The organism is Providencia rettgeri, from assembly GCF_013702265.1.
GTDB classification, from domain to species: domain Bacteria; phylum Pseudomonadota; class Gammaproteobacteria; order Enterobacterales; family Enterobacteriaceae; genus Providencia; species Providencia zhijiangensis.
The window spans coordinates 617,764-643,648 of the sequence record NZ_CP059348.1; the positions used below are offsets into that span (position 1 = coordinate 617,764).

Genomic DNA, 25,885 nt, shown 5'->3' on the forward strand with positions numbered 1-25,885 from the left:
GTCTTGTACTTTTTCGACACCTCCGACATAGCTGAGATACCTCGTCATGAGTGACCCCATATTGACCATCAAAGACGTGGCCGATTACCTCAAGGTGAATGAACGGACCATATACCGGTTGGCTGCAAGCAGCGAATTACCGGGCTTTAAAGTGGGTAACTCCTGGCGATTCAAACAGAGCGAGCTGGAGCAATACATCGCCGCCCAGCACAACCGCGCCGGTGTCAGCGAAGCAATGAAATCACCAAACAGTAAATCAGAAGATAACTAGGAATCCGGCCCCATGGCACAACTGGAAAACATCGAAGCAATTGAAAAACGCCTGTGGAAATCGGCTGATACCCTACGCGCCAACTCCGAGCTGGCCAGTAACGAATACTTTTTGCCGGTGATGGGGCTGATCTTCCTGCGACATGCTTACAGCCGCTACTTATCGCTAAAAGACGAGATAATCGCAAACCTGCCCAGCCGTGGCGGTAAAACCCGCGAGCTTACAAAAGAAGATTTCTCTAAAAAGAGCGCCATCTATCTCAAGCCAGAAGCACAGTTCGACTACCTCATTGCTCTGACGGATGCTGATAATCGCGCCGAAGCCATTATTCATGCCATGGACTCCATCGAGACCGATTACACCAACCTCCGTAACCAGCTGCCGAAGCAGGAATACAACAACATTCCCAATGATGTATTAGGTATGTTGCTGCGTACGCTCAACCCAGAAGAGCTTAAAAAAGCCACGGGTGATATCTTTGGCCGTATCTATGAATACTTCCTCACCCAGTTTGCCGATCAGGGTGCGCACGATGGTGGTGAATTTTTCACGCCGGTATCGTTAGTGCAGTTGATTGTGAATGTGTTGGAGCCAGATCACGGCAAAATTTTTGACCCGGCTTGCGGTTCCGGGGGCATGTTCGTACAAAGTGCCCACTTTATGGAGCGGCACGCGCAAGACCCGCATGAACTCACCTTTTACGGCCACGAAAAAAATCGCGTGACCACACGCCTGGCCAAAATGAACCTGGCGGTACACGGCCTTGAAGGCAACGTGGAAGGTGGTGAAGCCGCCATTACCTACTACAACGATCCCCACGAAGGCCTGTTCGGCACTGTCGACTATGTGATGGCCAACCCGCCCTTTAACGTGGATGAAGTCGACGCCGATAAAATCAAAGGCGATAAGCGCCGCTTGCCGTTTGGCTTGCCGGGCGTAAATAAAAACAAAAAAGTCAGTAACGCCAACTACCTGTGGATTCAGTACTTTTATAGCTATCTCAACGATTCGGGCCGAGCAGGTTTTGTCATGTCATCCCAGGCTTCCAGTGCTGGGCGGGACGAAGCTAAGGTGCGCGAGCAGTTGGTCAAAACCGGTCATGTGGACATCATGGTCGATATTCGCGGTAACTTTTTCTATACCCGCACCGTGCCCTGCCAGTTGTGGTTTCTGAATAAAAACAAGCCCGCGCACCTGAAAGACAAGGTGTTAATGCTGGATGCACGCAACGTCTACCGCAAAGTTACCCGCAAGATTTACGACTTCAGCCCCGAGCAGCAACAGAACCTGACTGCCGTGGTCTGGCTATACCGTGGCGAAGGAGAGCGTTTTGTTGAGCTGGTGCAGCAGTATATCGACAAGTCAATTTTCGAAGCTCGCTCCTGTGAACAATCTGAAGCGCTAGCCTGCGAGCCAATACCAGACTTTATCACTCAGTTGGGAAAATTCGGCCAAGCCTTTCAACCCTTTATGGACAAACTGGAGCAGGGCGGCGTGAGTGTTGAGCCTTATGTCGATTTTCTGAATGCCAAAGGCTCGGTCGAAGGCGGTTGGTCCGCGTTTCAAATCCTGACCAACGACCTGCAGAAATGGTGGAACGAATACGACTATAACGATGCTGCCAGCCTGCTGGACTTCATCGATAAAGATACCTGCCTAAAAGACCTGGCCGAACAAAGCCGCAACCTGATTAAAGAAATCGACCTGGCTTATAAGCTGGCAACCCGCGTGATTGAACTGGCCGAAGCCAATGATGCAAAAGACAGCGAACTCTGGGATAACACGCTGTTAAATGGCCGCAGTCGCAGCAACTTAAAGAAAACCGCCGATGACGCCCGCAAGCTGGCCGTAGAGCAACTCAAGCAGGTACGCTACTTCTACAAGCAAGCCCACTGGCTGTTAAGTCGCTTCCCGGAAGGCAAGCTCTGTGATGTGGAAGGCCTGGTCAAACTGGTAGATATCAAAGCGATCGAAGCCGCTGACTGGAGCCTGACGCCGGGCCGCTATGTGGGTGTGGTGCCGGAAGAGGTGGATGAAGACTTCGATTTTGAAGAAACCCTGCATGATATTCATATTGAACTGCAAGGTTTGAATTCTGAGGCCATAGAGCTAGCCGAAAAAATTGCCCGTAACTTTGAGGAGTTGGGGGTATGAGCTGGCAAAGCGAACCTCTGTCAGCGTTAACCCTCAAAATTGGTAGCGGCTCAACTCCAAGAGGTGGTGATTCTGTCTATATATCTGAAGGTACAACGTTAATCCGTAGCCAAAATGTATATAACAATGAATTTTCAACGGATGGCTTAGTTTATATCGATGAAAAAACAGCAGAAAAAATGAAAGGCGTTAGTGTTGAGAAGGAGGATGTTCTTGTCAACATTACCGGCGATTCTGTTGCACGATGCTGTTTGGTCCATGATGCAGTACTCCCAGCAAGGGTAAATCAGCACGTTGCGATTTTAAGAACAAATCCAAAGAAGCTTCTGCCACATTTTCTTGCTTTCTACATGGTATCACCCTTCATGCAGGCCAAGATGCTTTCTTGGGCTGGTACTGGTGGAACCAGAAAAGCACTGACAAAAGGCATGCTAGAGGGATTTGAAATACCACTCCCCCCTGTTGATGTTCAAGATAAAATCGTCCAAAAGATTAGGACTTATAACGACCTCATCGAAAACAACCGCCGCCGTATTCAGTTGCTGGAAGAATCCGCTCGCCTGCTGTATCAGGAATGGTTTGTTCACTTGCGCTTCCCCGGACATAAGCAAGTTAAGATTACTGATGGTGTGCCGGAAGGGTGGTCAAAGGAACCTTTAGAGAACTTACTGGTTCTTCAGCGTGGGTTCGACTTGCCTGTTTCCAAACGTATAGAAGGAAGCGTTCCCATCTATGCATCCACAGGTATTAATGGATTCCATAATGTGGCGAAGGTAAAAGGCCCTGGTGTCGTCACGGGAAGATCTGGTTCACTGGGAACGGTAATGTATGTTGCTAAAGACTATTGGCCACTCAATACGACATTGTGGGTGAAGGAATTCAAAAAAGCGTCACCCATATTCGCAACATATTTGCTAAGAGCAATGAAGCTTGAAGGCTATAACGGCGGTGCGGCTGTTCCCACATTAAATCGAAATGACGTTCATAAGGTCGATGTTCTGTGCCCTGAATCGAAATTAATGAATGAATTCGAAGTTCAGGTAGAAAACATTTTCAAACAGATAGACAAACTAAAAGAATATAACGAGAAGCTAGCCCAAGCACGTGACCTGCTACTACCCAAACTTATGAGCGGCGAGCTAACCGTGTAAATCAAGGAGTGATCATGAACCGTGCCCAAGCCCAACAATTATTACAAACCGCTCTAGCTAATCCCGCCGCCGAATTCCGTGATGGACAGTGGGAGGCCATTGATGCACTGGTGAATCATCGGCAGAAACTGTTGGTGGTACAGCGCACCGGTTGGGGTAAAAGCTCGGTTTACTTTATCAGTACCAAAATTTTCCGCGATCGTGGTATGGGGCCAACCATTATCGTATCGCCTTTGCTGGCCTTGATGCGTAACCAAATTGAATCTGCTGCTCGACTTGGCATAGTCGCCGAGACGATGAATTCAACCAATACTGATGATTGGCGTTCGGTAACTCAGCGGATTCTGAATAATCAAATCGACTGCTTGTTGATTTCCCCTGAGCGCTTGGCTAATGACAGCTTTATTGAAACTGTGTTGCAGCCCATTGCCGACCGCATAGCCCTGATGGTGATTGATGAAGCGCACTGTATTTCCGATTGGGGTCATGACTTCCGCCCCGACTACCGTCGTATTGTGAATATTCTTCGCCAGTTGCCTGCCAATACGCCGGTGCTGGGCACTACAGCCACGGCGAATAACCGCGTGGTTGCGGATATTCAAACTCAGCTTGGAAATATTCAAATTCACCGTGGTCCGTTGATTCGGGAAAGTCTCTCCTTGCAGACCATGGTGTTACCGGATCAGGCATCTCGTTTGGCTTGGTTGGCGCAGGTGATACCCACGTTGCCGGGTACAGGTATTGTCTACGTACTGACTCAGCGTGATGCCGATTTGGTTGCAAAATGGTTGAATCAGCAGGGGATATCTGCACTGGCATATTACAGTGGCGTAACGCATCCTAATTTTGTTAATTATGCAGGGAAAGAAGATACAGATCTCTACCGCCAATTTCTGGAAACTCAGTTACTAGAAAACAAAATCAAAGTTCTTGTTGCAACTACTGCATTAGGGATGGGGTATGACAAACCTGACCTAGGCTTTGTGCTTCATTACCAAGCCCCAAGTTCGATAGTTGCTTACTATCAACAAGTAGGTCGCGCCGGTCGTGGAATCGAAAATGCGATTGGCGTACTAATGTCAGGTACTGAGGATAACGACATTCATGCTTTCTTTCGCCGAACAGCCTTTCCAAGTCAAGATGATGTTCAGCGTCTACTTGCAGCATTAGAAGATGCAGACGGATTGTCACTTGAGAAGTTAGAGAAAGAAGCAAACCTGCCGCAAAAGCGTATAGAGCATGTTTTGAAATATTTGCGTACTGAGAGTCCATCGCCTGTCATTGCGATTGGAAAGACTTGGTTTAGAGCTCCTGTTCGCTACCAAATGGATCTAGAGCATATTCGTAAAATTACAGAGATTCGTGAGCGCGAGTGGAGCGAGATTAATGATTATCTCAATACTTCAGGTTGTTTAATGTTGGCTTTACGTAATGCGCTTGATGACCCTTCACAGGAAACTTGTGGCAAATGTGAGAACTGTATTGCGGAGCCAGTGCTTACCAAAGTTTTCGATCAAGAAATTGGAATAAGAGCAACTCAGTTTTTAAGACACTCAGAAGAAATTATTAAGCCCCGTAAGCAAATAGCAGCTTCGAATGATGAGGCAGCGAGAACATTTGTTGAATATGAATTTCCGCGTAATCTCGGTGACTTAGTCGCTCAAGAGGGCCGTGTTTTATCCCGCTGGGGCGATGCCGGTTGGGGGCGGACGGTTGCCGACAACAAACATGCCGGGCGTTTCAGTGATGAGTTGGTTGAAGCCATGGCAGAAATGATTCAGCAGCGTTGGCAGCCTAACCCCGCACCTCAATGGGTATGTTGCGTGCCGTCGCGTAATCATCCTGAACTGGTACCGGATTTTGCTCGCCGGCTGGCTGCACGCTTGGGGCTGCCGTTTGTGAATGCAGTTAGCAAAGTCAAAGACAATCAGCCGCAAAAAGGCCAGCAGAATCGCTTCCACCAATGTCGCAATCTGGATGGTGCATTTGCTGTGACTCAGCTTTATCAGGGGCAACCGGTTTTGTTAGTGGATGACATAGTGGACTCCGGCTGGACGCTAACGGTCGTCGCGGCACTCCTCCAGCAAGCAGGCAGCGGCGTGGTTTACCCCATCGCGCTGGCTTCATCTTCGGTGAAAGACTCATGAATGTATCCCGCTTTTCATCAGCTGATGGCTCTTTACCAGCTAACGGCTCTTTGTCACCCACGGCGCAAGCGACCTTGCTGTTGACCAGCTATTTCTCAAAAGCCAGTAGCGAAAGCGCAAAGCCGCTGACCAATGCCGAATGGGGTCGCTTTGCCTTGTGGTTAAAAGAAAAGTCCACCACACCAGCTGATCTGTTGGTTTCCGACCCGAAAGCTTTGCTGCAAGGCTGGCACGATGCGCGTATCAGTGCGGAGCGCATCATTGAATTGCTGAGCCGTGGTCATAGCCTCGCACTGGCCATGGAAAAATGGCAACGGGCAGGCCTGTGGGTGGTCACCCGTTCCGACCCGGAATATCCAAGGCGTTTAAAGCAGCAGCTAAAAACAGATTCCCCGCCAGTGCTGTTTGGTTGTGGTAACAAAGCCTTGTTGAGTGCCGGTGGCTTGGCGGTTATTGGCTCGCGCAATGCCAGTGAGTCTGATTTGGCTTTTACCGACCAAGTGGGGGCTAAAGCAGCGGCAGAGGGTATTGCCATTGTCTCTGGTGGTGCTCGGGGTGTCGATGAAACGGCAATGCTGGGGGCTATGAAACAAGGCGGTGTGGTGATCGGCGTGATGGCCGATAGCCTGCTAAAAGCAGCGACCAGCAGTAAGTGGCGTAAAGGTCTGATGAATGGCCATGCAGTGCTGGTATCGCCTTTCTACCCCGAGGCGGGGTTTAGTGCGGGTAATGCCATGGCTCGTAATAAATATATCTACTGTCTGGCAGACAGCTCTCTGGTGATTCACTCCGGTAAAAAAGGTGGCACGCTCAACGGAGCAGAAGAAAATCTGAAAAAGGGATGGGTGCCGCTGTGGGTTAAACACACGACGGACAAGGATGCCGCCAATGCCGATTTGGTCACCAAAGGTGGCCGTTGGCTGGAGGCTGATAATACTCAAGCCTTCAAGATTGCGGAATTAATGTGCAATGAAGGTGGGCGTGTGAATCAGGTGAAGGAACAAATGGGCGATCTCTTTTCCATGCCTGCACAGCCCGAATTGTTTTTTGAGCCTGAATCTAATCCTGAGCCAGATTCTGGGCCTGAAGAAGTTATAGAGTCAGAGCGCGAGATAGTCGTTAGCGAAAGCCAGACAAAGATTCAGGCTATTCCAGAGCAGACTGCCGAAAGCGAAGCTGCCCCATCAGGCCCTGTCGATTTCTATCAGATGTTTATCTCCGAACTTCAACACTTGGCTGAAAAGCCAGTAACCGTTGATGCGCTGATTGAAAGCACACAGCTTCATAAGTCTCAGTTAACTGAGTGGCTGAAACGTGCTGTTGATGACGGGGTGGTGAAAAAGCTCAATCGCCCTGCACGTTTTCAAGTCAAGAACAAGAAATAGAAGGATTTGCTCATGGCCATGACAGAAGAAACCCTGGTTCAGGAAGTCACTGCAGACTACTTGCTGAATCAGTTGCAGTGGGATGAATCTGTCCTGGGTATGTATGAAAAGCTGGGCAAGGAGGGTGATTTAGGTCGGCTTTCAGAGCAAGAGGTGGTGTTAACCCGCTATTTGGGCGAGAAACTGATAGAGCTCAACCCTGGCTTGCCGGATGTCGCCTACCAAGAGGCGCTGCGCGTGGTTTGTGAGATGCCAGCATCCACCAATATTGTTGCTGTAAATAAGGAGAAATACTCCCTTCATAAGAATGGCGTAGAGGTGAGCTTCCATAACGAAAAAGGTGAACGGGTAAAGAAACGGCTTCGCCTGTTTGATTTTGACAACTACGAAAACAATCACTTCTTGCTGGTCAGAGAGTTTTGGATCAAAGGCGATATTTATCGTCGCAGAGCAGACCTTGTGGGCTTTGTGAATGGTATTCCGCTGCTGTTTATGGAGGTGAAAAACGTTCACAAGGATATCCGTGCTGCCTATGAGCAAAATCTTGCGGACTACAAAGACACCGTCCCGCACCTGTTTTATCACAACGCCTTTATTATCTTGGGCAATGGTATTGACGCCAAGATTGGCTCCGTTTCCAGTAAATTTGAGCATTTCAATGACTGGAAGCGTTTGAATGAAAGTGAGCCTGGTGTGGTGGATATGGAAACCTTGTTGAAAGGTACCTGCTCCAAAGCCAATCTCATGAACATTTTTGAGAACTTCACTCTGTTTGACCAGAGCTCGGGCCGCCTGGTAAAGATTATTGCCCGCAATCACCAATATCTTGGTGTCAGCCGTGCCATTGATGCCGTGATTAATCGTGGCGAGCGGATGGGTAAGTTGGGAGTTTTCTGGCATACCCAGGGCTCTGGAAAGTCCTATTCGATTGTCTTTTTCGCTCAGATGGTGCATCGAAAACTGGGTGGGAACTATACCTTTGTGGTGCTGACTGACCGAGAAGATCTCGATACACAGATTTATAAAACCTTTGCAGGCTGTGGCTTGGTCGACAACGATAAAGACCCGTGCCGCGCCGATAGTGGTAAAGACCTGAAAGAGCTGATCGGCCAGCAAAAGGCGTTTGTATTTACCTTGATTCAAAAATTTAACGAAAAAGTCGACCCTAAAAAGCCTTATTCCGAGCGCGACGACATTATCGTCATCACCGACGAAGCTCACCGCACGCAATATGGCACGTTGTCGTTAAACATGCGCAACGCCTTGCCCAATGCCAGTTTTATCGGCTTCACCGGAACTCCATTATTTAAAGATGATGAGATAACCAAGAAGGTTTTTGGTGATTACATCTCTACCTATGACTTTCAGCGGGCTGTCGAGGATAAAGCGACAGTGCCCTTGTACTACGATGCCCGTGGTGAAGAATTGGTATTTACCGATGAAGATGGCAACGAGCATACGGTTGCGGACCCCAAAGGCATCAATGAGCGCATAGCGGAAAAGCTGGATGAGTTGGAAATTGAGGATGTAGACGTTCAGCAAAGGTTGGAGCGAGAGCTGAAGCGTGATTATCACATTATCACTGCAACCAGCCGACTGGATCAGATAGCACGTGACTTTGTGGCTCATTATGCCAACGCTTGGGAAACCGGCAAGGCGATGTTTGTGTGCCTCGACAAGATCACTTGTGTACGGATGCACAAATTGATCGATTTTTACTGGCAACAGGAAATTAAAACCAAAGAAAAAGCACTTTTGTCGGCTACGGATGAGCAGGATCTAGCTTGGCGAGAGCGGCAATTGGCGTGGATGAAAGAAACGCTGATGGCGGTTGTGGTCAGTGAAGAGCAAGGTGAAGTCGCCAAGTTTGAAAAATGGGGGCTGGATATCAAGCCTCACCGCCAGTTGCTTAAAGCAGGATTTGAACTGGCTGATGGCTCTCGACTGGACATGGAAGAAGCCTTTAAATCCAGCGAACACCCTTTTAGAGTCGCCGTTGTCTGTGCCATGTGGCTGACCGGATTTGATGTGCCCACACTTTCTACCCTCTATTTGGACAAGCCTTTGAAGGCGCATACCTTGATGCAAGCTATCGCCAGGGCTAACCGAGTAGCGGAAGGCAAGAATAACGGTTTGATCGTGGATTACTGCGGGATACTGAAAAACCTGCGTAAAGCATTGGCAACCTTCGCCGGTGCTGGTGACGAGGGTCATGGCGGAGGTGAGGGCGAAAATGAACCCGCCAAGCCCAATGAAGAGTTGTTAGAAAGTCTGAACGAGTCGATCAGTTTTGTTGCTGAGTTTTTACGAAAGCATGATTTTGAACTAAGCCGGATTATTACAGAAACAGGTTTTGCTAAAAATGCAGCGATTGCTCAAGCCAAGGAAATCATCAATCAAAATGACGAAACACGAAAACGTTTCGAGGTAATGGCCAGAGAGGTGTTCAACAAGTTTAAAGCCTGCATTAACGTGCCGGGCGTTAATGGCTATCGTGATATGCGCGATGCCATCAACGTACTCTATAAGAGTTTGCAGGCAGATAAAGAGAAAGCCGACATCTCCGATATTATGAAGGATCTGTACGAGATTGTTGACGGTAGCATCGATACCACCCATAAAGTCAAAGAACCGAAACCGGATGGTGATCGAATTTACGATATCAGCAAGATCGATTTTGAACGGCTCCGCCAGGAGTTTTCTAGATCAGAGCGAAAGAATACTACAGTGCAATCGCTCAAGCATGCGGTTGAGAAGAAGCTAGCCAGGCTCATGATGCAGAACCCGTTACGTACCGATTATCAAGAGCACTACGAAAAATTGGTTAAGGAATATAACCAAGAAAAGGATCGCGTTGTTATTGAAAAAACCTTTGAGGCACTGTTAAAACTGAATGAAGAGCTTTCTCATGAAGAGAAGCGCGCAATCAGGGAATGCTTGGACGAGGAGTCTTTGGTATTGTTTGATCTCCTTAGTAAGCCGAATTTGCAGCCAAAAGAGATTGCCAAGATCAAACAAGTCGCCACTACGTTGTTGGCAACGCTAAAGGCAGAGCGGCTGAAAGTTGCAAACTGGCAGCAGAAAGAATCGACGCGCGACGCGGTTAAGCAGCAGATATTTGATTTTCTTTATGATGAAAGAACAGGGTTACCCGTTGAGCAATATGAAGAAAATGAGATTTCAGATATCACTGAAAGGGTGTTTCTTCACATATATCGGGCGTACCCCGAACTGCCATCGCCCATTTATGGGTGAAGAATTACGCGGAGTTACGCATGGTTTGCGTAATTACGCATATGATGCATAATTGTGCGTAATTTGAGGCAACTCTATCCCAAACCTCAAATAGGCCGGTTACCTGCCGGATGGTGCCTTGGTCTAATGAGCTCTTAGCCGGTGACGGCTTGAAAGCGGGTGTAAATACCAAGGTTTGACATAGAGTTGATGGCAAGAGCGGGAAATGGATTTTATTTCGCCGAGATCTTGCTAAAATGCGATTCAATGTTCGGTAGAAACAACCAGCCTTCCAATACCCGCCTTTTTGATTTTGGGTGTTGGAGCCGCCTGAGTTGATCAGGTGCTGTCGCTGAAAGTGTCAAGATTCTATCTTTACGCTTGGCGGCTAATACTTCCACAGTACCTGCCCAGGAAGTTGATAATATTGGGCTTAACTTAACAGCTTTGGCTTTCTTTATGATAAAAGCCAATATTTTCAATGGGTTGAATGGTTTGTTTGCTGCTTTATGTGAACTACCATTTTAATTTCTACATTAGAAAATCAAAATCATCGATTAAAGCCCTTAGTATTAAGGGCTTTAATTTTTTATAAGCAATTTCAATTCAAATTATCACAACTCAACAACATTCTGTGATATGCCTCTCATTTGAAATCCACAACCAAGAAAAACGAAAAAAAGGGTTGTGAAGGTTAGGATTTTATGGTTTCTTAAATGCAGCAAACACAAAAATGAAAAATCAGACAGACTTTAGCTAAACAAGAAATTCATTAAACATGGATTTTGGCTAAATCAGACAGAATTAAATTACAGGAAACTCCCGTGAAAATGACTGCTAACCGTTCAAACCTACTACTTACCGCGCCACTAGCCGCGGTAGTCGTGCGTGTGGTGGTGGTCGTGGGCTTAGCGCCGTAACGGGAACAAATCACGCGATTTAGAAACCCCGCCGGCGCAAACCGAGCGGGGTTTTTTTATGACCTAAAACTCGGATCCGCAGGCTAGTGAAGGAATAAAAAATTATGAGCGAGTCGGGCACAACATCACCACAAAAAACCTGTTTTACAGGCGCAGAATTGATCGTCCATTTATTGGAAAAACATGGTATTACCATCGTTTCTGGTATCCCGGGCGGGGCTGCATTGCCATTCTACGATGCGCTGGGGCAGAGCAAAAAAATTCGCCACATACTGGCGCGTCACGAGCAAGGTGCGGGTTTTATTGCACAGGGAATTGCGCGTAGCACAGGCAAAGCGGCGGTATGTATTTCCTCGAGCGGTCCCGGTGCCACTAATTTAGTGACTGCCATTGCGGATGCGAAACTGGATTCAATTCCACTGGTATGTATTACTGCGCAGGTGCCATCTTCGATGATTGGTACCGATGCGTTTCAGGAAGTGGATACTTACGGTATTTCAATTCCAATTACGAAACACAACTATTTGGTACGCAGCATTGAAGACCTGCCTCGCGTTATCTGCGAAGCATTCCGTATCGCTGAATCTGGACGTCCGGGGCCTGTTTGGATTGATATTCCAAAAGATGTTCAGACTGCAACCATTGAATTAGATGCGCTGCCAGAGGTTTTACCGAAAGATAAAGCCCCAAGTTTCGATATGGAAAAAGTGATCCAAGCGGCGGAAATGATCAACCGCGCGAAGCGTCCAGTACTTTATTTCGGGGGCGGGGTGATTAGCTCAGATTCAACCGCGACGGCTATCGCTTTTGCCGAAAAAGCCTCTTTACCAACGACAATGACCTTGATGGCATTGGGTACCATTCCGATGCGTCATCCGCTGTATTTGGGCATGTTGGGTATGCATGCGGCACGTAGCACGAATATGATCATGGAAGAGTCTGATTTGCTGATTGTTATTGGTGCTCGCTTTGATGACCGCGCCATTGGTAAAGCGGAAAAATTCTGCCCGAATGCCAAAATCATTCACGTTGATATTGATAAAGCAGAAATCAGTAAAATCAAACGTCCAGACATTGCTATCCATGCGGATGCAGGGCAAATCTTAGAATTACTGTTACCGTTAGTTGAGCGCAATGATCGTCAAGAGTGGGTTCAGCAAGTTAATGATCTGAAAAATAATTACCCGCTGAACTTAGCGAATGCGGATGATCCATTAGATCACTACGGTTTGGTATTAGCCACCGCACGTGCTGCAGGGGAAGAGGCGATTGTTACAACGGACGTTGGACAACATCAAATGTGGGCGGCGCAAGCTTATCCATTGTCACGTCCTCGCCAGTGGTTAACATCCGGTGGTTTGGGCACCATGGGCTTTGGTTTACCGGCAGCGATTGGCGCTGCATTGGCTCACCCCGATAAAACCATCGTTTGTTTTTCAGGTGATGGCAGCTTAATGATGAATATTCAGGAACTGGCAACAGCGGCGGAGCATCAATTAAACATTAAAATCATTTTAATGAACAACCAAGCGCTTGGCATGGTGCATCAGCAGCAAGATTTATTTTTTGAGAATCGTATCTTTGCTGCGGCTTATCCTTATCAGACCGACTTTATTAAAATTGCCTCTGGGTTTGGTTTCCAAACGTGTGATTTAAATAATGAAGCTGACCCTGAAATGGCGCTGGAAGCGATTATGAACACTAAAGGACCTTGCTTAATTCATGCCTTGATTGATGTAAATCAGAAGGTATATCCAATGGTTCCTCCTGGTGCCGCTAATATTGATATGATCGGAGCGTAATTATGGTATTTGAACATCACCCAATCGCCTTAGAATTAATTGTTCGCAACCATCCGGGCGTCATGTCACATATTTGCGGGCTGTTTGCGCGTCGAGCATTTAACGTGGACGGCATCCTATGTATGCCAATTAAAGATAGGGACGAAAGCCGCATTTGGTTATTAGTTCAGAAAGATGAGCGTTTATCGCAGATGGTTAACCAAGTTGAAAAACTAGAAGACGTCCGTGAAGTTCGCTTTAGCGATGACCTGCGCGTGTTTGAAACCATGCAGGATTATTTGCAGTAATTCTGAATAAATAAGGTCGGCTTACAAGGAGCGTAGGCTGACGAATTACACGCCATCACTTAAGTGTGAATAGGTCATCACGACGGTGGCGTGCACATCCCCCTCAATGCATAAGTAAGCATGAGGAAAGTCTCCGCTGAACGCGTAAAAATCCCCAGCCTCAAGAACGACATTTTGTTCATTTTCTAAGCGCAGCATTAGGGAGCCTGCGTGCACCAAAATGTGTTCATGGGTACCGACCATATGCGCGGGGCTATTAATAATGGCGCCTCTTTTCATACTAAGTTGCCAAATTTCAGAGACGTTACCCATACTGATGCGGAATTTAAATTGCTCTAAATAATCGCCTTCGAGTGGCGTGGCCTTCACCAAATAGGGATAAGATTCATTTTGACGTGTAAATAAATCGCTGAGCGGAAAACGCAGAGCTGCCGCAATGGACTCCAAAGTATCGATGCGTGGATTTGAATCCCCTGATTCCAACTTAGAGAGGGCGGCTTTAGAGATCCCTGATAAATGAGAAAGCTCACTCAGAGAAAGGTTTCTCGCCTGACGTAGCAGACGCACTTTCTGGCCAATTTTTATATTTATTTTATTTTCCACGACACTGTCTTCCACAATATTATTTTTATAAATTCTCATTTCTGCTGCCAATTCTAACATCTTAAATATGAAATGTCAGAAACCCGATATTATGAAAATAATATTTTGCCGAATGAGAATAAATGGAAAAATAATCTAAAAAATTACTTTTTAAATACACAGTTATAAAAATAAGATTTATTGTTCTTTCAGTGTGTTATTTTGTTGAATAAATTCATGATATAATTTAATTTGTATTATTCTAATGACTGAATATGTTACAGCGTTTTATTTCAAATAAATAATATCTTTTCGGAGTTTATATCTGACAATTAATCCTAATTGAGCAGATTAATACAAAAATGAGCCCTGCTAATTCGAGTTTTCAACATTTTCGACGTTCTGCTTCTTTTGCTATTTTTACGATTACAACCAGCATTGCCGTTATCGGCATTGTGATTGGTCTCAGCATCCCTATGGTGGCGCTGCGACTGAATAATTTTGGTGTGGGTGAGCTGTACATTGGCATTATCTCTGCGGCTCCAGCCTTGGGGATGTTTTTGATTGCCCCAGTGGTACAGCGCATTGTGAAGTGGTGTGGAAAGCGCAAAGCGATGTTAATCGCGACGGTGATCTCCGCTATTAGCTTACTGCCACTATTGAGTTCCCTACCTTTATGGCTGCTTTTTCCTTTACGGTTGATTACGGGACTTGCGAGCGGGGTGATGATTTGTTTGGGGGAAACATGGATCAACGAATTATCCCCTGAAAACAAGCGAGGGCGTATATTGGCGATTTACACGACGGTATTTACCGTTAGCCAATTATTAGGTCCGTCATTTATTGCCTATTATGGTGTGGAAGATAAATCGCCGCTGTTTATTTGTACCTTGATTCACTTAATTTCTGTGGCTTTATTCCTACTTATGGATCAAAAAGTGGGAGATAGGCTCGCAGAAACGGCGTCAGAATCTAACTTTTCAATTGTGCAGTTCGTGAAAGTTGCTCCTGGAATTTGTGCCGGAATTCTATTTTTTGCTTTTTTCGATGGCACTATCTTGTCAATGTTCCCAATTTACGGGATGGGCATGGGGCATACCGAGGCGGTTGCGGCGATGATGATCAGCGCAATTTTGGCGGGAGATGCGATTATGCAAATGCCATTTGGTTGGTTAGCTGACCATATGAATCGCGAAAAACTGTACCGAATTTGCGGCGTGGTGACGTTAGGGGCAAGTATGTTGCTACCGTTCTTAATTACGCACACTTACTTTATTTGGGTTTTACTGTTTGTGTTGGGGGCGACGGCCGGGGCCATTTACACTATTGCTTTAGTACAGATTGGCCAATACTTCAGAGGGAATGAGCTGATTATAGCCAACGCCGCAGCGGCAATGTTATGGGGAATTGGTAACCTTTCTGGACCATTGTTGGCTGGCGCTGCAACGGCGATTTCGCCATCAGGTCTGCCGATATTATTGATTGGAATAGCGGGACTATTTTTATGGTTTACCCGTGAAAAATATGGCGCTCAAGCCATTGAGCAACAAGCTCAGTAACATTTTTTATCCTCAATATATAAAAAAATCCCCGAGTTCAGTTCTGGCTCGGGGATTTTTATTCGCTATCAACTATTCTGTCACTCGATAAACCACTAAATTCTCGCGGAATTCATCAGGACGATGATTTGACCAAAACAATTTCATGCCTTCAGGCGCAGGTTGAATTTCTTTGGATAACACAATCAGCCAGCGGCACTGTTGCGGCTTCTCAAATTCCAGCTGCCTTTGATGCAAAATACCCGTGTAGTAGTAGAGCATCGGCGCTTCGGATTCCCCAAGGTTTTCGGAAGCCATACAGTCATTCTGGGTAAATTGCCCTTCTAAATGATGACGAAGGTCTACAAAAACGCCTTCGTAGCCTTTTGAATAATCAATCCAACCAACAAACAATGTGAGAATAATGCTCCACACGCTCACCATCCCCAGAGACCAGTTTCTTATCGCTTGGAAAGCGCTGTCTGAAGAGGAAATAAGACGATTGCGGAAGAACCAAAAACAGGTAATAAAAATGCCCGCTATCAACGCAAACACAGAAAAATGCATTTGGTAATCAAGCGGTAACCAACGACCAAAAACAGGTAACCATTGGGCGTGATGACCCGTTAATACGATAACGTAGCAAGCCCACAGAAAGAGAATTAACCCAGACCAGAAAAAAGCAGCGAAGCGTGCAAATGCGTTCAAGATTTTCTCTGAAAACCAGCCAAGAGCCTGCACGCCGAGGATCGCCATCGGAGCAATAAAGGGCAGCAAATAGAGCGCTCGCCCACTGGCAGACATTTGCAAGAATGCGACGCCAAGGACAGGAAATATGGCAATCAAATATTCATTATGATCGCGCAGGCGTTTGAGTGGATGACGTAAAAAATAGGCTGTCGCTAGTAGCCCTGCAGGAAGGGCAAAGAATGCAATAGCGGAAGGAATTCGCGTGAAATTGGCTTTAGCTCCTAACTTTTCAACGGAAAATCCAAGGAAACGGCCAATATTATTTTCCCAAAACCAAGTCACGAACAGCTCGGGATGCTGCACATACAGCATAATTGGCCAAGGCAGGATAGCGATGAGAGAGACTAAGCCTGCGAATAGCGCGGGTAGCCAAAACTGTTTAGAGCGGCATTGAACAAGAAATACAGGCGCCAAAAATAGGCTGATCCACAGAACGCCAGGAATAAATACGCCTTTAGATAAGGTGGTGATAATGGTTCCAAGGCAGAGCCAGAAGGCGGACGTAGCAATTTTCTGTTGCTGAATTAACCCTAATAAGCCATATAAGCCGATGGTAGCCCCTGTAATTAACGAAACATCCGTGAACATTTCATGGGTGTGTCGCAATATTCCCGGCGCACAAACGTACAGTGCAAAGGCTGTCCAAATACGGGCATCAGAAAAACTGTCAGATTTAAAAAAGCGGCGAGCTAATAAAACAAAAAAATAAAAATTAATAATAGAGAAAAATAAACTGGCGCTGCGTGCGGCATCGTATAGCGGCATCACTCCCGATAATAAATGAGAGAAAATCGTCGCCGTCCAATAATAGAATGGCGGTTTTTCCATAAAAGGCTCGCCCGCATTGGTCGGTACCAGCCAATTTCCAGTTTCATACATGGTTTGAATAATACCGAAACTGTAGTTTTCATCTTGCTTCCATGGGCTATGCCCATAAATCCCGGGAAGGAGATAAATCAGTAAAAATACAGCAAAAAGTATTAAGGCACTTTTTGGCATTGTTTTAATTGAGGCTGTAATGGTTGACATAATATTTATAGCGAGTGTTAAGTATTATTAAAAAATATATTTATAAAAATAATCACCAGAGAAATGAGTTATTTAATTAGTATTAGAGAATAAATACTTTCATAAACAGATTATTTATTAAAAACTCAATATTAGTGGGGATTTTAGCAACACTCTTCCGCATGTATTTAAACAAAGGGTATATAGAACGAAATATGACTGACTTTTATGGAGGATTGTAAAAATACGGCGTAGTTTTTATGGTTTTTTGGCTAAAAAACCGCCAATCATAAAACACTTGATCAATTCCCCCCTTTCGAACGATAATTACGCTCTTCACAATTCGCCTCACTTTGTTCTGAAAGCCAAACGTTTGCGCACTGTCCCTAGAGAGTCATTCTGTTTACCAGTTATCTCGGTTCAGTAAACATTTTTTCAAAAAGGTAATCGTTTACGTGAGTTTCAGTTTGAGGCGATATTCGCTAAGTCACCAAGCAAAAAATGAATAAATGCTTATGAAAAGCTTAGCAAAAATAGTGACATAGAATTTTCTAAAATTAATAGCAGAGGTATACCATGGCAGGCCAACAGGCTTCATCCAATTGCAAATTGGATTCATATTTTAAGATCACAGCGCGTGGCTCATCAGTGCGTCGCGAAATCATTGCGGGATTAACGACATTCTTAGCGATGGTTTATTCTGTCATCGTCGTGCCGGGTATGTTAGGACAAGCAGGCTTCCCCCCTACTGCAGTATTTATCGCAACCTGTTTAGTCGCGGGTTTCGGTTCTTTATTAATGGGGTTATGGGCGAATCTGCCAATGGCAATTGGCTGTGCAATCTCATTAACGGCGTTTACCGCCTTTAGCTTGGTGTTAGGGCAACACATTAGTATTCCAGTTGCGCTGGGTGCCGTGTTCTTAATGGGGTGTTTATTCACCATTATTTCTGTGACAGGTATTCGTAGTTGGATTTTACGTAACATGCCAATGGGCGTGGCTCACGGTACGGGTATTGGTATCGGCCTGTTTTTACTCTTGATTGCAGCAACGGGCGTTGGCTTAGTGGTTAAAAATCCAAATGCAGGCTTACCCGTTGCGCTGGGTGAATTTACTTCATTCCCTGTTTTAATGTCTCTGATTGGTTTAGCTGTAATTTTCGGTTTAGAAAAACGCCGTGTACCGGGCGGAGTGTTATTAGTCATTATCGCGATTTCGATTATTGGTTTGATTTTCGACCCTGCCGTTAAATACCAAGGTTTCTTTAAACTGCCTTCATTCGGTGAAGATGGTTTAGCGCTGATGTTCAGCATGGATATCATGGGCGCCCTTCAAGCAGCGGTTCTGCCAAGTGTTCTGGCATTAGTGATGACGGCAGTTTTTGATGCAACGGGGACTATCCGCGCTGTTGCGGGTCAAGCGAACTTGCTGGATAAAGACAGTCAGATTATCGATGGTGGAAAAGCGTTAACCGCTGATTCTGTCAGCAGCATTTTTGCTGGGGCGATCGGCGCATCACCAGCCGCGGTATATATCGAATCTGCAGCAGGAACCGCAGCAGGCGGTCGTACAGGTTTAACCGCTGTAGTTGTTGGTGTTTTATTCTTATTTATCTTGTTCTTATCGCCATTGTCTTATCTGGTACCTGCCTATGCAACGGCGCCAGCACTGATGTATGTGGGTCTGTTGATGTTGAGCAATGTCTCGAAATTAGATTTCGATGATTTTGTGGATTCGATGTCAGGTTTACTGTGCGCGGTATTCATCGTATTAACCTGTAATATCGTCACCGGTATCATGCTAGGTTTCGCTTCACTGGTTATCGGGCGTATCTGTGCGGGTGAATGGCGTAAACTGAATATTGGTAGCGTGGTTATCGCGGTTCTATTGGTAGCGTTTTATGCTGCCGACCTCGCTATATAAAGGTAATTCTAATGATAGGGCGGCACCTGTTGTCGCCCTTTAACGGATTGTTGCGATTCGTTCTAAACTCCAAATTATTTTCCCGTCAGATAGCCTGTTAAGGATAGAATAGTGCTAAGGCGGTAAATGAAGTGAAAATGCCTATTTTCAACCACTGGCTGCCTTGACTGAAAATCTCATGGTCTGGACGGTGCTATCTCTTACTATGCGGCGGCAGGCAAATTTTGGGTTCTCCCGTTATACTTTAAGCTGCGATATTTAGGGTATGCATTAGTTAATAAGTAAGGGCAACATGGAAATTTTCTTTACTATTCTGATTTTGATCTTGGCTGTCTCTGTTTCTGGTGTGGTGACGAAAGTCATTCCCATCCGTATTCCCCTTCCTCTTATTCAAATTGCTATCGGTGCATTATTAGCGTGGCCTCAATTTGGGTTGCATGTCTCCTTTGACCCCGAACTCTTTATGGTTCTTTTGATTCCACCGCTGTTATTCGTCGATGGTTGGAAAACCCCTACCCGTGAATTTTTCCAGAATGGACGAGAAATTTTCATTCTGGTATTAGTGCTAGTGTTAGTAACCGTTATCGGGATTGGTTATCTGATTTACTGGTTGATGCCTGGTATTCCACTTATTGCCGCCTTTGCGCTGGCTGCGGTACTTTCCCCAACAGATGCGGTGGCATTGTCCTCTATCGTCGGGAAAGGGCGAATTCCCAAGCGCATGATGAGCGTACTCGAAGGGGAAGCGTTGATGAACGATGCTTCCGGTCTGGTGGCGTTGAAGTTCGCCGTGGCGATTGCCATGGGAACGATGGTCTTCAGCGTATCGGGCGTTACAATCGAATTCTTTAAAGTCGCAGTCGGTGGCCTGTTGGCAGGTGTTGCTGTGACGTGGTTATACAGTAAGTCTCTGCGCTTAATGAGCCGCTGGAGTGGGGATGATCCCGCAACACAAATCGTCTTCATGCTGTTGTTACCATTCGCTTCCTACATGATTGCGGAACATATCGGTTTCTCAGGGATTCTGGCGGCGGTTGCTGCGGGTATGACTATCACCAAATCCGGTGTTATCCGTAATGCGCCTTTGGCGATGCGTTTACGTGCTGATAGCGTCTGGTCGATGTTAGAGTTTGTCTTTAACGGCTTAGTGTTCATTATGCTCGGTTTGCAATTACCGGGGATTTGGGAAACGTCAGTTATTCAAGCAGAACTCGACCCAAGCGTTGAAACTTGGATGCTGTTTACTGCCGTTGTTATTATCTATTTTGCCTTACTGATTTTGCGTTTCTGCTGGCTATGGTTGATGAAGAGATTCAGCCGCCTGTTCCTGAAAAAACGCCCATTACAGTTCGCGAGCTATACCGTCCGTGAATTGTGGTTAGCGTCGTTTGCCGGGGTTCGTGGGGCAATTACCTTAGCCGGTGTGCTCTCGGTGCCATTGTTTCTCACCGATGGTTCTCCGTTCCCTGCAAGGTACCAGCTAGTGTTTATCGCCGCAGGGGTCATTTTATTCTCCATTTTTGCGGGCGTTGTGGCGTTACCGCTTCTGCTGCGCAATTTTAAAGTGGGGGATAAAGAGGCGGATATCAACGAGATCCGTATGGCGAAAGCCGCAATGGCCGAAGTGGCGATTGTCAGCTTGAACAAGATGCAAGAGCGTTTATCGGCGGATGTGGAAGAGCAATTAGACTCGGAAGACATCAACGAAGTCGCGACAAGGGTGATTGGTCATTTACGTCGTCGAACTGCCGACCAAGACGAGATGGAACACAACTTGCAGATTGAAGACCTTGAACGGCGTTTTCGCTTAACGGCGCTACGTGCAGAACGCGGTGAGCTCTATCACTTACGCGCAACACGAAAAATTAGCAATGAAACCTTGCAAAGTTTGCTGGTGGACCTGGATTTATTAGAAGCCGTACTGATCGAAAAAGAGCATTAAAACGAAAAAACGAGTATTCTACGGGCATCTTGTTTGTTAAATCATTGTGCTTGAGAGTGAACAACAATGTGGTTACTCGTTTTCACGACGCTGCTCTGGGCAGCGTCTTTTAGTTTAATGGGGGAATACCTCGCAGGGCAGGTAGATAGCTGGCTATCTGTGCTTATCCGCGTGAGTTTAGCCTCTTTGGTATTCCTACCTTTCCTGCGTTGGCGCAACTTCAGTGCCAAAGTGATCTCACTGTATATGCTAGTGGGCGCTTGCCAGCTGGGGATCATGTATTACTTTGTTTTCCAAGCCTATAAATACCTGAGCGTGGCAGAATTTTTGCTATTTACGGTATTAACTCCGCTATATGTCACGTTGATTTACGATCTTTTAGAGCGCCAGCGACTACGTAAAGGCTACCTGTTTAGCTCGATATTAGCCGTGATTGGTGCTGCCATTATTCGTTATGATCACCTTAGCGAATCATTCTGGATTGGATTGATGTTTGTGCAGCTTGCCAACATCTTCTTTGCACTTGGACAAGTGGGCTATAAGCGCTTAATGGAAGTGCATCCGATCCCCCAGCATCAAGCCTTTTCATGGTTCTACCTCGGTGCGACGTTGATTGCCTTGGTGGGATGGCTACTGTTTGGAAATAAGGCGATGGTGCCGACAAGCCAAGCTCAATGGATAGTTTTACTCTGGTTGGGCGTGGTTGCGTCGGGGATTGGTTATTTTCTGTGGAATTATGGCGCCACAAAAGTGGATGCCGGAACCCTCGCGATAATGAATAACATGATGGTTCCAGCAGGTTTATTAGTGAATTTTGCCATTTGGCAGCAACATCCTAATTGGCTCAGTTTTACCATTGGGTCGAGCCTGATAATTGCGTCTCTGTGGGTGCATAAGCGCTGGATCCTCGCACCGGCTTCACGTAAGACAAATTCTCCACCGCGTGATCAGTAGCGGTATTGGTAAATGTTTCAATGGCTGGCTGGCGCTGTTCCCCTTCACGACATGCAGCGTACAGTCGGCTCCATAACCCACTTCCTAAAGTTTTCGTTGTAATCAAACCTTGCTTTTCAAAGGAATCCACCGCCCAGTGTGGCAGTGCCGCAATCCCCATTTTAGCCGCCACCATCTGAATTAAAATCAGCGTATTGTCGACGGTTTTGATATTGGGTGAAATACCGGCTGGCTGTAAAAAATGACGCCAGATATCAAAACGTTGACGCTGAACTGGATAAATCAGCAATGTCTCTTTGGCAAGATCATGAGGCTCAATTAACGGTTTTTTAGCTAAAGGGTGGTCATTCGCTACCACCAGTTTCACTTCATAATCAAACATCGGCGTGTAGTGCAAATCTTGATCCGCCAGAATATCAGAGGTCATCACGATATCTAATTCCCGCGAAAGTAATTCAGGCTGCGGGTCAAAGGTCACGCCAGATTTAAAATCAACGGTCACTTGTGGCCATGCTTGCCTAAACTGTTGCAATGCAGGGGTTAGCCACTGAATACAGCTGTGGCATTCAATCGCGATACGTAGAGTACTGACCGTCGGTTCATTGCAGACACGAATGGCATCTTTCACCATTGGCAAAATACGTTGCGCTAGTTGCAGCAGAACTTCCCCTTGCGGCGTGAAATGGACGGGCTGAGTTTTACGAACAAACAGTTTGTAGCCTAAGCGATGCTCTAAATCACTAAATTGGTGAGATAGCGCAGACTGAGTCTGGTGCAGGTGCGTCGCAGTGGCAGCTAATGATCCGTATTGGCTGAGCGCCTGCAACGTTTTTAAATGTTTTAATTCGATCATGAGAAACCTTCAAGTAGACGATGAATAATTTGCGCTTGTGCTTTATACAGTACCTGTTGATTATAGATGTGTAAACATCTAGACGGCTAAATATTTTAAGGGGTCAATATGTCTGTTATAAATCATACACTTGGTTTTCCACGTGTCGGTCTGAAAAGAGAACTCAAACGTGCACAAGAAGATTATTGGGCAGGCAAAATTGACCAATCTGCACTTCTTGAAACAGGTTACCAATTACGTGTTCGTCACTGGGAACAACAAAAAAATGCAGGTGTAGACCTGCTACCCGTCGGTGACTTTGCGTGGTATGACCAAGTATTAACCACTAGTTTATTACTAGGAAACGTTCCGCCGCGTCATCAAAATGAAGATGGCTCTGTTGATTTAGATACCTTATTCCGTGTAGCTCGGGGTCGTGCGCCAACAGGCAAGCCAGCGGCAGCGGGAGAAATGACGAAATGGTTTAATACTAACTATCACTATATCGTGCCGGAATTTCAGCAAGGACAACAATTTAAACTGTCGTGGAATCAACTGTTTGACGAAGTCGACGAAGCGTTAAAACTCGGTCATCACGTTAAGCCTGTCGTCATTGGCCCGATTACCTATTTGTGGTTAGGAAAAGTGAAGGGACCTGCCTTCGATCGCCTATCGTTACTGAAAGATTTACTGCCTGTTTACCAAGAAATTCTAACTAGACTGGCTGAAAAAGGCGTGGAGTGGGTGCAAATTGACGAGCCCGCATTGGTACTCGATTTACCTCTCGAATGGCAGAACGCGTATCAACAAGCGTATCAATCCTTAGCAGGTAAAACTAACTTATTGTTAACCACCTATTTTGACGGTATTAGCCATCACTTGGATGTGATTAAACAACTGCCCGTGCAAGGACTGCATGTGGATGTGGTTGCGGGCAAGGATGATATTGCGGCACTACATCAAGCGCTTCCTAAGGACTGGGTGCTTTCGCTAGGGTTAATTAACGGCCGCAACGTATGGAAAGGGGATTTAGGCGAGAAATTCCAACGGGTGAAACCGCTGCTAGGGGAGCGTACTCTGTGGGTCGGTTCATCTTGCTCGTTACTGCATAGCCCAATTGATTTAAATGATGAAACGCGTCTGGATGCCGAAGTGAAAAGCTGGTTTGCATTTGCGCTGCAAAAATGTGAAGAACTGGCGCTATTGACGAAAACACTCAATCAACCAACGGCAGAAAATATCGCAGCGCTAGAAACCTATAGTGCGCCAATTCGTGCTCGCCGCACCTCTTCTCGAGTCAATAATGCGCAGGTCGCTCAGCGCTTAGCCGCAATTAACTCGAAAGATACCGAGCGTACTCGCCCTTATGTAGAGCGTGCTGAACTTCAGCGCCAACGTTTTAATCTGCCATTGTGGCCAACCACGACGATTGGCTCTTTCCCGCAAACCAGTGAAATTCGTTCTTTGCGTCTTGATTTCAAAAAAGGCAATGTGGATCAACTGAATTACCGTACCAGTATCAGTGAGCACATCAAACAAGCTATCAAGGAGCAGGAGCTACTGGATATTGACGTCCTCGTTCATGGTGAAGCTGAGCGAAATGACATGGTGGAATATTTCGGTGAACACTTTGATGGCTATGTCTTTACGCAAAATGGTTGGGTACAGAGTTACGGTTCTCGCTGCGTGAAGCCACCTGTGATCATTGGTGATATTAGCCGTCCAGAAGCCATTACCGTGGAGTGGGCCAAGTATGCGCAGTCGTTGACGGATAAACCGGTGAAAGGAATGCTGACAGGCCCGGTAACAATCCTGTGCTGGTCATTCCCTCGGGAAGATGTCAGTCGTGAAACAATAGCCAAGCAAATTGCGCTGGCATTGCGTGACGAAGTGGATGATTTACAAAAAGCGGGTATTGGCATCATTCAGATTGATGAGCCTGCATTACGTGAAGGGCTGCCGCTGCGTCGCGATGAATGGAATGACTATCTGACTTGGGCGGTAGATGCCTTTAAATTAAGTGCCGCTATCGCCGATGATGAGACACAGATTCACACCCATATGTGTTATTGCGAGTTCAATGACATCATGGATTCGATTGCTGCGCTGGATGCCGATGTGATCACCATTGAAACGTCGCGCTCGGATATGGATCTATTAGACGCATTCGAAGATTTTGATTATCCAAATGAAATTGGTCCGGGGGTTTATGATATTCACTCGCCTAACGTCCCAAATGTAGAGTGGATTGTGGCGCTATTACGTAAGGCTGCACAGCGAGTTCCCGTGGAGCGTTTATGGGTGAACCCAGACTGCGGTTTAAAAACTCGGGGATGGACAGAGACTCGCCAAGCACTGGCTAACATGGTGGAAGCGGCGAAAAAACTGCGAAATGAGTATCAAAGCTAGTAACAAGTTAGTTTAGTAAAAAGCCCACTTTAAAGTGGGCTTTTATTTGTGCCAAAGATCGGGCTTAACCGAACAGTTTTTGTTTCAGTAAGTTCATGCCAATTGACGCTAAATCGATATTTTCTGGCAGCACACCATTCGGGCTCGCGCTATCCACGATAGTCGGTAAATATTTCGCGACCATATCTGTTGCTTGTTGTGGATCTAAACCAACGCGTTGAGCGAGCTCTTGGATCCCTGAATCACCGAAAACTTGCATTAGCTGGCTAGCATTAACTGGCAAATTTTCACCTTCAGCAATCCATGATGAAACGATCCCGCCTAAGCCTTCAGTGTTAAATTTATCGACGACACCGGAGAGCCCGCCTTGCTTTTCAACCCAATCAATAACAGATTGAAACTGTTGCATTTTATCACCTGCAACCATGCTTAACACTTGATCAAACAGACCCATTTTGACTCCTCGATAACGTAATTGATGCGTTCAATACCAAGTATGGAACATTTTACAAAAAATAATAGGCGGCTATTTTGGGGAATTTACTCAACAGGTCAATGAAAATCAGAGACAAAGAGGGAATTTAATCGGTATAAAA

18 protein-coding genes are annotated in these 25,885 nt (G+C 46.1%); 14 read left to right on the top strand and 4 right to left on the bottom strand.

Annotated elements, in window-relative coordinates:
• The first annotated feature begins 46 nt into the window (after positions 1–46).
• The 9 genes from H0913_RS02745 to ilvN all read left to right on the top strand — a co-directional run bounded on the left by H0913_RS02745 (position 47) and on the right by ilvN (position 13,351).
• Positions 47–271, top strand: a complete 225-nt coding sequence (locus H0913_RS02745; protein ID WP_001283160.1) for a helix-turn-helix domain-containing protein — start codon at positions 47–49, stop codon at positions 269–271.
• Between the two features lie 12 nt (positions 272–283).
• Positions 284–2,425, top strand: coding sequence for an N-6 DNA methylase (locus H0913_RS02750; RefSeq protein ID WP_034613856.1), 2,142 nt, complete (start codon positions 284–286; stop codon positions 2,423–2,425).
• Positions 2,422–3,576, top strand: a complete 1,155-nt coding sequence (locus tag H0913_RS02755; RefSeq protein ID WP_049246659.1) for a restriction endonuclease subunit S — start codon at positions 2,422–2,424, stop codon at positions 3,574–3,576. Before H0913_RS02750 ends, H0913_RS02755 begins: the two co-directional genes overlap by 4 nt.
• A gap of 14 nt (positions 3,577–3,590) precedes the next feature.
• Positions 3,591–5,723: a RecQ family ATP-dependent DNA helicase gene (locus H0913_RS02760; protein WP_049246657.1), complete on the top strand. Its 2,133-nt coding sequence runs from the start codon at positions 3,591–3,593 to the stop codon at positions 5,721–5,723.
• Entirely contained in the window at positions 5,720–7,108 is a 1,389-nt protein-coding gene (locus tag H0913_RS02765) for a DNA-processing protein DprA (RefSeq protein WP_001103168.1), read from the top strand. Before H0913_RS02760 ends, H0913_RS02765 begins: the two co-directional genes overlap by 4 nt.
• Before the next feature lie 12 nt (positions 7,109–7,120).
• Positions 7,121–10,363 carry a type I restriction endonuclease subunit R gene (locus tag H0913_RS02770; RefSeq protein ID WP_049246655.1) on the top strand — a complete coding sequence of 1,081 codons (3,243 nt, stop codon included), beginning with the start codon at positions 7,121–7,123 and terminating at the stop codon, positions 10,361–10,363.
• A gap of 809 nt (positions 10,364–11,172) precedes the next feature.
• Positions 11,173–11,262 (top strand): ilvB operon leader peptide IvbL, encoded by a 90-nt coding sequence (gene ivbL, locus H0913_RS02775; RefSeq protein WP_108479355.1) that lies wholly within the window; start codon positions 11,173–11,175, stop codon positions 11,260–11,262.
• Positions 11,263–11,366: 104 nt separating this feature from the next.
• Entirely contained in the window at positions 11,367–13,064 is a 1,698-nt protein-coding gene (gene ilvB, locus H0913_RS02780; RefSeq protein WP_154638710.1) for an acetolactate synthase large subunit, read from the top strand.
• A gap of 2 nt (positions 13,065–13,066) precedes the next feature.
• A complete protein-coding gene (ilvN, locus tag H0913_RS02785) occupies positions 13,067–13,351 on the top strand; it encodes an acetolactate synthase small subunit (protein WP_132497153.1) in 285 nt (94 codons plus the stop codon).
• A 45-nt stretch (positions 13,352–13,396) separates the two neighbouring features.
• Here ilvN and H0913_RS02790 read toward each other — a convergent pair whose 3' ends face one another.
• Positions 13,397–13,954 (bottom strand): helix-turn-helix domain-containing protein, encoded by a 558-nt coding sequence (locus tag H0913_RS02790; protein ID WP_181478668.1) that lies wholly within the window; start codon positions 13,952–13,954, stop codon positions 13,397–13,399.
• Between the two features lie 341 nt (positions 13,955–14,295).
• Between H0913_RS02790 and H0913_RS02795 the strand changes: the two genes are divergently transcribed.
• Positions 14,296–15,492: an MFS transporter gene (locus H0913_RS02795; RefSeq protein WP_154602091.1), complete on the top strand. Its 1,197-nt coding sequence runs from the start codon at positions 14,296–14,298 to the stop codon at positions 15,490–15,492.
• A 72-nt stretch (positions 15,493–15,564) separates the two neighbouring features.
• On the opposite strand, the gene H0913_RS02800 is transcribed toward H0913_RS02795, so the two are convergent.
• Positions 15,565–17,250: an ArnT family glycosyltransferase gene (locus tag H0913_RS02800; protein ID WP_232368820.1), complete on the bottom strand. Its 1,686-nt coding sequence runs from the start codon at positions 17,248–17,250 to the stop codon at positions 15,565–15,567.
• A gap of 555 nt (positions 17,251–17,805) precedes the next feature.
• Here H0913_RS02800 and H0913_RS02805 point away from each other — a divergent pair.
• The 3 genes from H0913_RS02805 (at position 17,806) to H0913_RS02815 (ending at position 22,048) form a co-directional block, all read left to right on the top strand.
• On the top strand, positions 17,806–19,152 hold the full coding sequence (locus tag H0913_RS02805) for an NCS2 family permease (RefSeq protein ID WP_181477957.1): 1,347 nt from the start codon (positions 17,806–17,808) through the stop codon (positions 19,150–19,152).
• 292 nt (positions 19,153–19,444) lie between these two features.
• On the top strand, positions 19,445–21,094 hold the full coding sequence (locus tag H0913_RS02810; protein ID WP_036955001.1) for a Na+/H+ antiporter: 1,650 nt from the start codon (positions 19,445–19,447) through the stop codon (positions 21,092–21,094).
• A gap of 66 nt (positions 21,095–21,160) precedes the next feature.
• Entirely contained in the window at positions 21,161–22,048 is an 888-nt protein-coding gene (locus tag H0913_RS02815) for a carboxylate/amino acid/amine transporter (protein ID WP_154602094.1), read from the top strand.
• Here H0913_RS02815 and metR read toward each other — a convergent pair.
• Positions 21,945–22,901 carry an HTH-type transcriptional regulator MetR gene (gene metR / locus H0913_RS02820; RefSeq protein WP_154602095.1) on the bottom strand — a complete coding sequence of 319 codons (957 nt, stop codon included), beginning with the start codon at positions 22,899–22,901 and terminating at the stop codon, positions 21,945–21,947. The genes H0913_RS02815 and metR overlap by 104 nt on opposite strands.
• A 108-nt stretch (positions 22,902–23,009) precedes the next feature.
• Here metR and metE point away from each other — a divergent pair, with 108 nt between their 5' ends.
• On the top strand, positions 23,010–25,289 hold the full coding sequence (gene metE, locus H0913_RS02825) for a 5-methyltetrahydropteroyltriglutamate--homocysteine S-methyltransferase (RefSeq protein WP_181477958.1): 2,280 nt from the start codon (positions 23,010–23,012) through the stop codon (positions 25,287–25,289).
• A gap of 64 nt (positions 25,290–25,353) precedes the next feature.
• Here metE and H0913_RS02830 read toward each other — a convergent pair whose 3' ends face one another.
• Positions 25,354–25,743, bottom strand: coding sequence for a YidB family protein (locus tag H0913_RS02830; protein WP_154602097.1), 390 nt, complete (start codon positions 25,741–25,743; stop codon positions 25,354–25,356).
• Positions 25,744–25,885: the final 142 nt, after the last annotated feature.